Below are 13,588 nucleotides of genomic sequence, written 5' to 3' on the forward strand. Positions count from 1 at the left end.
AGCTTATCCGTCACTGCTTTTTCACAGCCTTATAGCCAAGTCCACGAACCGTGACAATATCGAATGACTCACAGCTTCCGTAACGCTCTCTCAGCCTTTTAACGTGAACGTCAACAGTACGCTCATCAACGTCCTTATCCATGCCCCAAAGCTCGTCAAGGAGCTGACGGCGTGTGAATATCTTGTCAGGGTAGCTGAGCAGTTTAAAAAGCAGTTTGAACTCCATTTGCGGTATCGTTTCCGCCGCTCCGCCGTCAACCGCCACGCTCATAGCGTCATAATCAAGCACGCAGTTTCCCACAGTAAGAGAATGTTCCGACGCCATTTTTGAACGCCTTAAAAGCGCACCCACACGGAGTATCATCTCATTTATATCAATAGGCTTTACCATATAATCGTCTGTGCCGGCAGAAAAGCCCTCCTGCTTGTCCTCGAAGGTCTCCTTTGCGGTGACCATAAGTATAGGCAAGTTGAAATCAGCCTTTCTGAGCTGTCTTGTAAGCTCATAGCCGTCCATATTCGGCATCATTATATCTGAAATTATAAGGTCTATATTCGTTTTTTCAAGAACGTCCAAAGCCTCCAGACCGTCATTTGCAAGAAAAGTCACATAGCCATGCTGTTTAAGTGCGGCAGACATGAGCTTTCTAAGGCTTGCGTCGTCCTCCACCACAAGTATCTGAAACATAAAATATCCTCCCTCGTAAAAAAAAATTCCCCAATAATGACATTATAGCTTATAATTGTGAACTGGTGATTAACATTTATTTTTTTCAAAAAACTCTCCGAAATCCCCTGAAAATTCATATTCGGTTCACACAGAACTGGTATTATATAATCACAGCAGAAGATACAAAAAAAGCTTTGGTAATTGGTAAAACTTAAAGTCAGGTTTTTGTCTTCTTTCCCTCTGCGATTCCCCAAGTCGCTGATACATTTCCTCGTCTTTAGGTTTTACCAAATACCAAAGAATCCCTTTCATAATTCTATAAAAAATTAATGCTCATTTCAGCCGATGGAAGTGGGTATTAATTTTTTTGCTCTTTTAGATGCGACAAAAAACCGCAGAAGCCACATAAAATGACCTCTGCGGATATTTTTTGCCTTTATTAGCCGTTAGCTGCAAAGCTTTTCACGAAGCTCAGCCGCCTTTCCAAGAAGCGCACAGATGTAGCTGTCCACATCAGGCTTTGCAAATCCACCAAGCGCTGAGCCTTTAAGCTTTCGCTGACCTGTTTCTCCGGGGATAACAAAGTTATCACCGTTCTTTTTCTTTTCGATAGCCGACTCCAGCATATAGATCTCACTGGTTATGGTGTCGATATATTTTAATGTATCAAGCTTATCATAGCCGCCAAAAAAACACGTTTTCAGACTATCCATTATTCTTCCCCCTGCCTTACTGCTGTTTTGCACAGCAATTGTTATCAAAGCCTACAATCTTTATTTGATTTAATTATATCACAAATACTTAGCTTTGTCAATAGGTTTGAAAATGAATGTTCACATTTAAGTAATTTTATATGAATTTTCGTGGCGTTTTATGTTGAATAATTATAGATATAAAAAACGCAGCCCTTGCAGACTGCGTTTTTACTTTATATAAGTCTTTTTATTATAGTGATGTTGTTGTATCTTGAAAAATACTCAACATTTGAAATAACGATACCAGTGTCAGTGTTCTGGGCGTGTACCATTTTGCCGTCGCCGATATAGATAGCAACGTGGTAAATGCTCGAGATCGACGCTCCGCCAAAGAAGATAACGTCACCCTTCTTCATGTTGTTATATGAAACTGTAGTGCCGTATAAAGCCTGCGAAGCCGCATAGTGCGGAAGATTTATTCCCACCTGTGCGAACGAGAGCATCACAAGACCCGAACAATCCGTTGCACCAAACTGTGAACCGCCCCATACATACGCTCCGCCCACCATGCTTTTGGCATATGAAACAACAGTGTCTATTTTAGAACTGTTTGAATTATCAGGCTTAGGTGCAGGTGCTGCTGTTGTTGTGGTAGTGGTCTTTTTGCTTGTTTCAGGCTTTGGCTTAGCTGTTTCCTGGGGAGTTGTGGTAGTCTGAGCCGTAGTTTCGTCAGGCTTTTCCGTCTGAGCCGGCTTCTTCGTGGTAGTGGTCTTTTCACCGCTGTTACCACTCTTTTTGGTGGTGGTAGTCTTTTTCTTGGTGGTGGTCGTAGTCGTGGTGGTATTCGCCTTTGAGGACACCTCCGCATACTTATTGTCCACCTGCTGTGACTTATTTTCAAGGTCGCTCTTATCGTTCTTTATCTGCTCGATAAGCTTGCCCGACTCCTGCTCCATTTTCAGAAGCTCCGCCTGCTCGCCCGCCAAAGTTTTCTGCTCCTTGGCATATTCCTCAGCCTTTGCTTTGAGCTGTTTTATCTGCTCATCAAGCTCCGCCTTGGTCTTTTCAAGCTTTTTATACTGATCCAAAAGCTCGTTAAGCTCGTCATTATCGTGCTTTGCAACTCTCGTCACAAGCTCTATCCTCATAAGAATGTCATAAAAATCAGATGAATTTATCAGCACGTTCGTGTACGAATCTGCTCCTCCTGCAACATACATTGCACGAATACGCTCCATAAAATCGTCCTTGCCCTCGTTTATTGCAGTTTCCTGCAAGTCAAGGCTGTGCTGAGTGTCAAGCTGTTTGCCGTCAAGCTCTGCCATTTGATCTTCAAGCTCAGAGGAATATTTCTCTGAATTTGCTATCTTTTTCTGTATGGACTTATATTTTTTCTTTATAGCCTCAAGGTTGTCCTGCTCGTCGGCAAGCTTTTTGTCAGCGTCAGCTATCTGCTTATCAAGCTCCTGCTGTTGCTTTTTTAGCTCTTCAAGCTGACTGCTGTATGTATCGTTATCCGCCAAAGCGATATCACTTACGCTTCCGTCAGAAAAACCAAAGGCGGCAAAAGCTATGCACAGAGCCATACAGCCTGCGGCTATTCTTTTCATGGGGTAAAAATTTTTCATAATATCAGTTCTCCAAAATATGAGCGTATTATATATTTCTCACGCTGTAACGTTTATGTAGTCCTTTTCATTATAACGCAAAACCCCGTTCTTGTCAAGAAACCAGCCGCTAAAAGCCGTATTTTCGGCATTTTAAGACAATTCGCCACACATATTTTGTGCGTTATTGCACCTATTCTCCTCCGAACATCTCACCCAAGGTCTTTCCTATAAGCTCGCCTGTATACTGTGCCTGAGTGATAGAATTGCCGTGACTTCCCACCTCTATAAGAAGCGAGCCGGTGGTCAAGTCCTGATTATAGTGGCGATAGTCAAACAGAATAGGCCGTGTAAGCCCCTGCCAATCGCTCTCCAAAGCCGACTGCAAGGCACAGGCAAAGTGAAAATTCTTCATATAGTCAGGCATACCCATAGTGCCGTCATCACACCCTGATATTATCATAAGCTGAGCCGCTTCCCTGCCCTCTATCTCCGTCACAGGTGCGAGCCTTGTGCCGTCCTCACGTTCTATGCCGTCACGGTGAACGTCAAGACATACCTTTATAGAGGGGTACTCCTCCAATATCTGCTTTACCGCCATTCGGCTTGAATCGTAAGAGCCGTCATAGCTGGGATAATCATGCACAAGTGTATCGTGGATATACGCAACGCCTGCTTTGTCAAGCTGTTCGCATATCTTGTCCCCTACCGACAGCATATTCATTTCAGGGTCGGTGGTCTTACAGGAAAAGGAGCTGTCATAGTGGTCTTTGTCTGTGGGCTCAAAGCTTTCCGTGGCGTGGGTGTGATAAATAAGTATCTGCGGCTCAGAGGAATTTCCGTCTATTTGAAAATCATATGGCTTTGAGCTTTCCTCATAAAGCTCATCATTTGAAAGGTCAGTGCAGTTCCTCACCTGACCGCCGCCGTCAAGGTCGAAATACTGCTCGCCGTCATATCTGCCGTAGGTGTATTTTTCTATAACACCGTCATTTCCCTCCATGCTTGCAGGATATGGTATCTTGTCCGTCACGTCCTGAGCAGGCAAAGGACTTGGCACTTCTGCGCTTACAGAGGGCGTTTGCTTCTCCTGTGGCGCCATATCCATATCCCATATACTGTGCTTTGACACCACCGCCGCTTCAAGTTTACTTGGATATGCGGTCTGCGCAGTTGCTTTGCTATCATCATCAGCGGAAAAATAAGGCTTGTATTCTCCCATAGCCACCCCTGCCGCCACAGCCGCCACCCTGCCAAACCTGCTTGCAGATCTTGCATAAAGCCATATCCCCGTGGGCATAACGAACGCCACAATTATAACTGCAACACAACGCAGGCAGACTTTCTTTATATCCAATGCTGTCACTCCCATATACATCTTAGTATTATAATGTATATGCAGGACGAGCCGTCATATTACCTGCCCAGCTTCACCTTAACAGGCTTGCCCACTGTCATAGAGTCATGGGTCACGTTGCAGTCATAGCATAGTATCTTCACGCCCTTTCGGGAAGCTTTCTCCAAAGCCTCTCCAAACTCAGGGTGAGTGTCATAATTTGGAGTGAAATATTTCACATCGCTCATCTGAACGAGTATCATTATATAAGACTCATACCCCTCATCGAGGCAGTGAGAAAGCTCCTCTATATGCTTCACCCCACGGAGGGTAGGAGCGTCAGGGAAAAGCACAACGCCGTCTTTCTCCAGCGTACAGCCCTTGACTTCCATGAAGATCTTCCTATCCTGCGACTCTAAGTAAAAATCAAAGCGTGAATTGCCGTATTTCTTTTCGGGATAGACCGAGAAGCCCTCGCCAAAAGGCATTTTTTCTCTCAGCCACTCCCCTACCGCCTTATTCGGGGCTTGGCTGTCCATGTTTATAAGTCTGTCACCTTTTTCCACTGCAACAAGGTCAAAAGCGGTCTTTCTCGATGCACTGTCTGAATGTTCAAGCCAAACAGTACACCCCTCGATCAAAAGTTCTTTGCATCTGCCCGTATTTTTCACATGGCAGACCTCGGCTTTGCCGTCTATCTCAACGTTGGCGATAAACCTGTTCGGTCTTGATAGAAATTTGCCTTTATGTATATTATCGTATCTCATAATTCGCTCCTTTTATTCTTACTATTCACATTATACCACAAATATGTTTGATTATAAATACCTAAATCATTCATTCTTAGCTTTGCTGATTTGTGGTTCGATACGAAAAGAGAAAAATATTTCACAAAATCTATTGACGTTATTTGTGAAATATGTTATAGTTTTGAGTATAGGTTATATAACAATAATAATTTATTAAAATTTTAGAAAGAGGTATTTATAATGAAAAAAATAACTGCACTTCTCGTTTCACTTATAATGTCATGCGCAGTAATGGCAGGCTGTTCTGACAGCAGTTCTTCAAGCTCATCAAAAGCAGACAGCACATCAAAGGCAGAAACAAGCGCAGCCGCTGACGAGTCAACTGCTTCAGAAGCAGGCACAGCCACAGATCTCGAGGATACTCTCACAGCGCAGTATACAAAGAAGATACAGGGCGAGAGCCTTGCTATCGACATGACAGTGGCAAGCGAATATGACAATTCATCAGCTGTTGTTGAGATAGCAGGCGGCAATATGCACATGAAAATGAACTTTATGGGCGTGGATATGGACATCTATAATATCGACGGAGTTATGTACACACTTGACAGCGAGTCAAAAACGTATTACACTGTTGATATGGAAGAATCTATCGACGACTTCAAGAGCGAGATAGGCTACGGCATTAACGACAGCTACAAGTTCATAAGCTCTGAAACAACTGACGACGGTCTTATCTGCGAAACTTTTGAAAGCACAGAAGATCCTGATATGGAGCTTGAATCAGGCGTAACTCTCGACACAAGCGATTCTGACGATTATTCTTTCACAACAACATTCAAGTATTACTTCAATGCTGACACAAAGGATATTGTTAAGATAGAAACTATCTCTGACGGCTCAACGACTACTGTTACAATAAACTCATTCACAACTGAAAACGTTGAAGTCAAGCTCCCTGACGATTTTGACAGTTGGACAGAACAGTCTTTCGATAAGGACACTGAAGATATCCCTTATGACGCTGAACTCGATGTTGAGTCAGGCGCTGAGTCAGCCGAGTGATTCTTGTCATTTTTCGGAGGCAAAATATTATGAACAAGAAAATGGTAACTATTATTGCAGCTTTGGCAATGTGTACAGCAATGGCAGGCTGCACTGGGAACGATACTGCAAGCTCTTCAAAGGCTGAAACAACTACTACAACAACGGCTGCCGCAGAGTCTGCCGCTCCTGCTGAAAGCACAGCAGACGAAAGCACAGCTGACAGCACTTCCGCAAACGCAGGCACAACAGATTATGACGTTGACGGTGATTTCAGAGCTTTCGAGCAGATGAAAGACAAGTATGAGGGCAACTATCTTGCGAACCTTACAGGTCAGATGTCAAACAACGGCACAAAGTATACTATCTGCATAAAGGACGGCAAGGCTTATCAGGCACTCACAGTTCAGGGCATGAAGTCATACACAGTTTGCCCTGGCGACGGAAAGCTTTACAACGTTTCAGAAGGCACGACCACCTACAGTATCGAGGACGACGACGGAAATCAGTGGAAGTCAGCCGACATACTTTTCGGTGCGACACTCGATTTTGACCACGCATATATTGACACAACAACAAACGTTGTTCACGAGTATTATAACCTCGACAGCAGTGTTTCAGGCGGTGAGGGTCAGATAGTTTACGGCTTTGACGGCGCTACATATGACCTTAAGCAGGTAGTTCTGCTCCCAGAGGGTGCTGACGAATCAAGCGCAGTTTACTTCACTGTAGATTCCATAGGCGAAGCAGACGACAGCCTGCTTACTGTTCCTGATCTTTCTGCTTATACAAAAGAATAATTTTATCTGATCTTTTTCCAACATCGGGCGGACAGACCACTGCGGTCTGCCCGCTTTTTTGCATTTTCAGCAAAGTGTTGTGCAATATGACGGAAAAGAAATTCAAATATTTTTAAAATTTGTGAGAAAAATAGTCTTAAACCCCTTGACAAAATCGTCAAAAGGGTATAAACTATACTTAGCACTCGAGAAGAAAGAGTGCTAACACTTAAATACAATAAGTGCTAACAAGAAGAACGGGTGGTGAGCAAATGGACGACCGCAAGCTGAAAATACTTTCAGCGGTAGTCAATGAATATATCGTAACTGGCGAGCCTGTAGGCTCAAAGGCGATAATGGCTCACGTCAAAGCGTCCTCAGCGACCATAAGAAATGAAATGGCAGAGCTTGAGAAGCAAGGCTATCTCGAACAGCCACACACCTCCGCAGGCAGAATACCAACATATAAAGGCTACAGGCTTTATGTTGACCAGCTCATGGAACAAAACCAGCTTACAGCAAATGAAAAGAAGATGCTGGATTCAATGATACCGCAGGAATATGTCACAGAGGAAGACCTTGTGAACAAGGCTTCAATGGCATTGGCGGATCTTACGAAATGTGCGGCGGTGGTCGCAAACGCAACGCCAAAGTTCTCGCTTATCTCAAAGGTAGAGGTAATACCTACAGGAAAGAGAATGTACGTTATTTTGATGATAACGTCCAACGGCTCTATTAAGAATAAGGTTTGCCGATTGGAGTTCGACCTCAGTCAGGATCAGCTTGAGTTTTTTGATAACTTCGTAAAGGAAAATCTCAACGGCGTGCCTATCGACAGTCTTTCGGACGCTTATCTTGAAAAGCTCACAGAAGCAATGGGAACGTACATGATGACCCTTTCACCGCTTGTTTCCGAGATAATGAAGATGACAAAGGAAATGAGCAGCGTGTCTATCAAAGGTCAGAGTAATCTTCTCACCTGCAAGGACTTCAACCAAAATGAGATAATAAGCTTTCTCGATAATCAGAAGGAGCTTAAAGGATTTATTGACGAAACGTTCTCAGGGCTTCACGTTATGTTCTCCCCTGAGCGTGACGGGTTTGTTATCCACAACTCCTCTATTATAACAGCTCCGTTCTCAAAGGACGGCAAAACAGCAGGTGCGCTGGGGCTTATAGGTCCTATGAGGCTCGACTATGCGAAGTTTATCCCATATCTCGAGTATTTCACAGGAAAGATATCGGAAATGATATCCGAAAAGCCACAAGAGCAAAACAAAGAAGATGACGAAAACGAATAAAAAGAAAGGCAGGCGGCGTAAATTGAGTAAGGAAACTGAAAAGGACACCGAGCTTGAAAAAGAGGAAAACACCTCTGCTGAAAGCGAAGAAGTGAAAGAAGCGGCGGATACCGCAGAAAATGCCACTGAGGATACAGAGAAAAAGGCGGAGGAGAGCGAAACAGAAAAGCTGAAAAAAGAGCTTGCCGAAGCAAATGACAAGTATCTCAGACTTATGGCTGAATATGATAACTTCAGAAAAAGAAGCGCAAAGGAAAGACTGGAGCTTACAGACACAGCAAAGGGAAATGTGATAAACGGCTTCCTGCCGGTGTTTGATAACTTTGAAAGAGCGTTAGGCACAGAAACTCAGGACGCAGTTTATAAACAGGGTGTTGAAATGATCTTCAATCAGTTCAGCGACGCTCTGAAAAAACTCAACGTTGAGGTCATGGAGCTTGCGGGCAAGGAATTTGACCCGAACGTTGCAACGGCGGTCAGCACAGTTGACGACCCTGACCTGGGTGAAAATATTGTGGCGCAGGTGCTTCAAAACGGCTACACCATAGGCGGCAAGGTAATAAGACACGCAATGGTAATAGTAGCAAACCCATAAACAAAGACATCGGGACTTAAGGTCTTGATATAAATTAAGTAAATTTTGAAAGGACTTGATCTTATGAGCAAAATCATCGGTATAGATTTAGGTACAACAAACTCTTGTGTAGCAGTTATGGAGGGCGGCGAAGCCGTTGTTATCCCTAACAGCGAGGGTGCAAGAACAACTCCGTCAGTAGTTGGCGTTTCAAAGAACGGCGACAGACTTATCGGTCAGGTAGCAAAAAGACAGGCTGTTACAAACTATGACAACACTGTAATTTCTATCAAGAGACATATGGGCTCTGACTACAAGGCTCACATGGGCGGCAAGGATTACACTCCACAGGAAATTTCAGCTATGATACTTCAGAAGCTGAAGGCTGACGCTGAGGCTTATCTGGGCGAAAAGGTAACAGAGGCTGTTATCACAGTTCCTGCTTACTTCACAGACGCACAAAGACAGGCTACTAAGGACGCAGGTCAGATCGCAGGTCTGACAGTTAAGAGAATCATCAATGAGCCAACAGCCGCTGCACTTTCTTACGGTATTGATAAGGAAGAGGATCAGAAGGTCATGGTTTACGACCTGGGCGGCGGTACATTCGATGTATCTATCATCGAAATGGGCGACGGTGTTACAGAAGTTCTTGCTACAGCAGGTAACAACCACCTGGGCGGCGACGACTTCGACCAGAGAATTATCGACTGGATGATTGCAGAGTTCAAGAAGACTGAGGGCGTTGACCTCTCAGGTGATAAAATGGCAATGCAGAGACTCAAGGAAGCTGCTGAAAAGGCTAAGATAGAGCTTTCTTCTACTGCTTCATCAACTATCTCTCTCCCATTCATCACAGCAGACGCTACAGGTCCAAAGCATCTTGAAATGACACTTACACAGGCTAAGTTCAACGAAATGACAGCAGACCTTGTTGAGTCAACAATGGGACCAGTTCGTCAGGCACTTTCAGACTCAGGTCTGTCAGCTAACGAGCTTCAGAAAGTCCTTATGGTCGGCGGTTCTTCAAGAATACCAGCCGTTCAGGAAGCTGTTAAGAAATTCCTTGGCAAAGAGCCATTCAAGGGCATCAACCCAGATGAGTGCGTAGCACTTGGCGCTGCATATCAGGGCGGCGTTCTCGCAGGCGACGTTAAGGACGGTCTGCTCCTCCTCGATGTAACTCCACTGTCACTTGGTCTTGAAACAATGGGCGGTATCTGCACAAAGATCATCGAGAGAAACACAACTATACCTACAAAGAAGTCACAGATATTCTCAACTGCCGCTGATAATCAGTCAGCCGTTGATATCAACGTACTTCAGGGTGAGCGTGAGTTCGCTAAGGACAACAAACAGCTCGGTATGTTCAGACTTGACGGAATCGCTCCTGCTCCAAGAGGCGTTCCACAGATCGAGGTAACATTCGATATCGACGCTAACGGTATCGTACACGTTTCCGCTAAGGATCTTGGCACAGGCAAGGAGCAGAACATCACGATCACTTCTTCAACAAATATGTCTAAGGACGATATAGATAAGGCTGTCAAGGAAGCTGAGGCATATGCAGCAGAGGACGCTAAGAAGAAAGAGGACGTTGACGCAAGAAACGCTGCTGACCAGCTTTGCTTCCAGGCTGAAAAGTCACTGGGCGAGTTCGGCGACAAGGTAGACGCTGCTGACAAGTCAGCTTGTCAGGCTAAGATAGACGCTCTTAAGGAAGCCCTCAAGGGTACTGATATCGAGGCTATCAAGGCTAAGCACAAGGAGCTTGAGGAAACATTCCAGGGCGTTGCAACTAAGGTATATCAGCAGGCTGCACAGGCACAGCAGGCAGCAGGCGGTGCCGCAGGCTTTGACCCTAACAACATGGGCGGAGCAAATGGTGGCAACAACGGCGGCGCTTCAAACAACGGTGGCGACGACGTTATAGACGCTGAATTTACTGACGCAGAATAAATTATAACGGCTGCCTCTGCTCCGATTTTTCGAGCAGGGGCTATTGCCGTATTAAAAGGCTGTGTGAAAAGCGTGAAAGGACTATACTTACAAAAAGGAGGCAAGCCCATGCCCCAAGACTTTCACGATCTGCAGCTTACAGAGCATGGGCGTTTATATGGCTGAAAAAAGAGATTACTATGAAGTGCTTGGCGTTTCTAAAACTGCCACAGACGATGAATTAAAAAAGGCATTCCGTAAGCTTGCAAAGCAGTATCACCCTGACCTTCACCCTGGCGACAAAGAGTGCGAGGAGAAGTTCAAGGAAGTAAATGAAGCTTATGAGGTGCTTTCAGATAAAGATAAAAGAGCAAGATATGACCAGTTTGGTCACGCAGGCGTAGACCCGAACTACGGTGCAGGCGGTGGAGCAGGTGCAGGAGGCTTCGGCGGATTTGGCGATATGGGCGATATTTTCGATTCCATTTTCGGTGGATTTGGCGGTGGCTTCGGTGGCGGACGTTCTGCTAACCCTAACGCACCAAGACGCGGCGAGGATATAAGAGCGAACGTTGTTCTTGACTTCATGGAAGCCTGCAAGGGCAAGACTGTGAAACTTCGCATAAACAGAGCCGAAAAATGTCCTGACTGTCACGGCACAGGCGCAGCCGCAGGTTCTTCGCCTAAGACCTGTCCTGACTGCCACGGCACTGGTACAGTAAGGATAACACAGAGAACGCCTTTCGGAAACATCGCTCAGACCACGACTTGCAGTCGCTGTGGCGGTAAGGGTCAGATAATCGACAACCCTTGCCATACCTGCAACGGTCAGGGCAGAGTAAAGAAGGTATCTGAAAAGGAGATAAACGTTCCTGCCGGCATCGACGATGGTCAGACACTTAGAGTAGGCGGTGAGGGCAACTGCGGTATAAACGGAGGTCCTAACGGCGACCTGCACATCAACATTACAGTTCGACCTGACCCTATTTTCGAGCGTGACGGCTATGACGTGTGGACAGAGATACCGCTTACTTATGCACAGGCTACTCTCGGTGACGAGATAACAGTTCCTACAGTTGATGGCAAGGTAAAATACACAGTGCCGGAGGGTACACAGACAGGCACAGTGTTCCGTCTGAGAGGCAAGGGCATAAAGAAGGTAAACAGAAACGACCACGGCGACCACTACGTTCGTGTAACAGTTGAAGTTCCACGCAATCTGACCAAAGAGCAGAAAGAAAAGCTCCGTGACTACGAAAAGTCTCTCGGTGAAAAGAACTACGCAAAGCGCAAAACATTCTTTGACAAGCTCAAAGACAAATTCAAATAACAGAAAAAGGAGAACGGCACAAAGCTGTTCTCCTTTTTGTTTGCAATAAAAAATGCCGCAGGAAGGCCCACGGCAATTATCATCTTATCAAGCCATACCTGTGTGCTTTTTGATAGCCGCAAAGGACTCCGCACTGATAACGTGTTCCATACGGCAAGCGTCCTCTACTGCAACTTTCTCGTCAACACCAAGCTTTATGAGCCACTGTGAAAGCAACGTATGACGCTCATACATTTTCTCGGCTATCTCCAAGCCCTTGTCTGTCAAACGAATATAACCGTCCTTATCGACAGTTATATAGCCGTTCTCACGGAGATTTTTCATTGCCACACTTACGCTCGGCTTTGAAAACTCAAGTTCGTTTACTATATCTATGCTTCTTACCTCGCCTTTGCCCTTGCGCTGGCTGAGAATAAGTATCGTTTCGAGATAATTTTCAGCTGATTCTCTTATCTGCATTATAACGTCCCTCCCTAGAACAAGTTTGTCATCAGGTCATTACGACTATTATATCACATTTCAAACCGCATTTCAAGTGCAAGCACGCTTTTTCAGCGATTTCGATAAACTTTACATCAATGAATTGTGTTGATATACAAAGGCACTGCTCACAAAAAGCAGTGCCTTTAAAGCTGTCTGTTATTTACTGTATACCGCACTCCTCATAGTCTTTCCACTTTTCGGCATGCTCCTTATCCTCAAAATATTTGTATACAAAAAGCGCAGTTGACGCAACAACAAGTATCATCGCACCCATTAAAGTCCAGAACGACTTTTTTCTTGAATAGTTTGACATAACAAAACTTCCTTTCTTTCGCAATAGCATACAAAAACTTGCGGCTATCGCTCATAGCTTTGTTATAATTATACTACACAATGCTCTTTCTGTCAATTATTTTCACAGGATTTTCAGATATATTTTTCCGAGTAAAAGTGCAGAAATTCCTCAAGGCAAAGCCCGCCTGCGGCAATGATACGAGCGGCTTCAACGCCCACATAACGATAATGCCACGGCTCAAAATCAATGCCGGTCATCTGCTCTTTAAGGCGAGGATAGCGAAGGATAAAGCCGAAATCTGCGGCATTTGCACAAAGCCACCGTGATTCAGGCGTCTTGTAAAAATCGTCGCTCACATCATTGTCACCCTCTCTGCCGAGATCCACAGCAAGCCCGGTGTTGTGTTCGCTTGACCCGGGGAGAGCGAGAGTTCTGCCCACCTTTTCCACAGCCTTTTCATAACTCAGACCGCCCCACATTTCGTGAGATACTTCACGCTCCCAAAGCATCTGCTGATATTCAAAAGAGCGATAGGCGGAAATAATTTTCAGCTTTATGCCGTCAGCTTCCGCCTTTTTGAGCAGAAGCCTGAGCCTGTTTCCTGCCTGAGATTCCATAAACTTGCCGTTCACCTCTGTCAACTCCACACGATCGTAAAATCCCATATCTATGGGATTGAATTTATCCACAAGCATAAGATAATCCATATACTGACCTCCTTGTCCTGATGGGGAAAAATGTTTTAACTTAGTATATGCAGATGTGTGTGGAGAGTATACACGGCGAA

The 13,588-nt window shown here is 45.0% G+C and carries 14 protein-coding genes; 6 read left to right on the plus strand and 8 right to left on the minus strand.

The annotated features are described in order from the left end of the window. Positions 1 to 10 precede the first annotated feature (10 nt). The 5 genes from AB5627_RS07940 to sfsA form a co-directional block, all read right to left on the minus strand. The gene (locus AB5627_RS07940; RefSeq protein WP_022287707.1) at positions 11 to 688 is read right to left on the minus strand and encodes a response regulator transcription factor; all 678 of its coding nucleotides are present in this window, start codon (positions 686 to 688) and stop codon (positions 11 to 13) included. Positions 689 to 1,116: 428 nt separating this feature from the next. After that, positions 1,117 to 1,383 carry a hypothetical protein gene (locus AB5627_RS07945; protein ID WP_022287708.1) on the minus strand — a complete coding sequence of 89 codons (267 nt, stop codon included), beginning with the start codon at positions 1,381 to 1,383 and terminating at the stop codon, positions 1,117 to 1,119. 215 nt (positions 1,384 to 1,598) lie between these two features. Further along, complete coding sequence (locus AB5627_RS07950; RefSeq protein ID WP_368369781.1) at positions 1,599 to 2,993, minus strand: NlpC/P60 family protein; 1,395 nt, start codon at positions 2,991 to 2,993, stop codon at positions 1,599 to 1,601. A gap of 172 nt (positions 2,994 to 3,165) precedes the next feature. After that, on the minus strand, positions 3,166 to 4,329 hold the full coding sequence (spoIIP, locus tag AB5627_RS07955; RefSeq protein WP_368369782.1) for a stage II sporulation protein P: 1,164 nt from the start codon (positions 4,327 to 4,329) through the stop codon (positions 3,166 to 3,168). A 59-nt stretch (positions 4,330 to 4,388) separates the two neighbouring features. Beyond that, complete coding sequence (gene sfsA, locus AB5627_RS07960; protein ID WP_046439411.1) at positions 4,389 to 5,075, minus strand: DNA/RNA nuclease SfsA; 687 nt, start codon at positions 5,073 to 5,075, stop codon at positions 4,389 to 4,391. Between the two features lie 222 nt (positions 5,076 to 5,297). Here sfsA and AB5627_RS07965 point away from each other — a divergent pair, with 222 nt between their 5' ends. The 6 genes from AB5627_RS07965 (at position 5,298) to dnaJ (ending at position 12,023) form a co-directional block, all read left to right on the plus strand. Next, complete coding sequence (locus AB5627_RS07965) at positions 5,298 to 6,122, plus strand: hypothetical protein (RefSeq protein WP_195551905.1); 825 nt, start codon at positions 5,298 to 5,300, stop codon at positions 6,120 to 6,122. Positions 6,123 to 6,151: 29 nt separating this feature from the next. Continuing rightward, positions 6,152 to 6,901: a hypothetical protein gene (locus AB5627_RS07970; protein ID WP_368369783.1), complete on the plus strand. Its 750-nt coding sequence runs from the start codon at positions 6,152 to 6,154 to the stop codon at positions 6,899 to 6,901. Between the two features lie 251 nt (positions 6,902 to 7,152). Next, a complete protein-coding gene (hrcA, locus tag AB5627_RS07975) occupies positions 7,153 to 8,181 on the plus strand; it encodes a heat-inducible transcriptional repressor HrcA (RefSeq protein ID WP_022287714.1) in 1,029 nt (342 codons plus the stop codon). 22 nt (positions 8,182 to 8,203) lie between these two features. Continuing rightward, positions 8,204 to 8,776 (plus strand): nucleotide exchange factor GrpE, encoded by a 573-nt coding sequence (grpE, locus tag AB5627_RS07980; RefSeq protein ID WP_022287715.1) that lies wholly within the window; start codon positions 8,204 to 8,206, stop codon positions 8,774 to 8,776. A 63-nt stretch (positions 8,777 to 8,839) separates the two neighbouring features. Next, a complete protein-coding gene (gene dnaK, locus AB5627_RS07985) occupies positions 8,840 to 10,714 on the plus strand; it encodes a molecular chaperone DnaK (RefSeq protein ID WP_022287716.1) in 1,875 nt (624 codons plus the stop codon). 157 nt (positions 10,715 to 10,871) lie between these two features. Continuing rightward, a complete protein-coding gene (gene dnaJ, locus AB5627_RS07990) occupies positions 10,872 to 12,023 on the plus strand; it encodes a molecular chaperone DnaJ (RefSeq protein ID WP_022287717.1) in 1,152 nt (383 codons plus the stop codon). An 87-nt stretch (positions 12,024 to 12,110) separates the two neighbouring features. Here dnaJ and AB5627_RS07995 read toward each other — a convergent pair whose 3' ends face one another. The 3 genes from AB5627_RS07995 to AB5627_RS08005 all read right to left on the minus strand — a co-directional run bounded on the left by AB5627_RS07995 (position 12,111) and on the right by AB5627_RS08005 (position 13,508). Beyond that, a complete protein-coding gene (locus AB5627_RS07995; protein ID WP_022287718.1) occupies positions 12,111 to 12,482 on the minus strand; it encodes a metal-dependent transcriptional regulator in 372 nt (123 codons plus the stop codon). Between the two features lie 184 nt (positions 12,483 to 12,666). Continuing rightward, complete coding sequence (locus AB5627_RS08000; protein ID WP_022287719.1) at positions 12,667 to 12,819, minus strand: hypothetical protein; 153 nt, start codon at positions 12,817 to 12,819, stop codon at positions 12,667 to 12,669. A 113-nt stretch (positions 12,820 to 12,932) separates the two neighbouring features. After that, positions 12,933 to 13,508, minus strand: coding sequence for a M15 family metallopeptidase (locus AB5627_RS08005; protein ID WP_022287720.1), 576 nt, complete (start codon positions 13,506 to 13,508; stop codon positions 12,933 to 12,935). Positions 13,509 to 13,588: the final 80 nt, after the last annotated feature.

This window comes from Ruminococcus sp. RTP21198st1_G1_RTP21198_201120 (genome assembly GCF_040924265.1).
GTDB classification, from domain to species: Bacteria; Bacillota; Clostridia; order Oscillospirales; family Ruminococcaceae; genus Hominimerdicola; species Hominimerdicola aceti.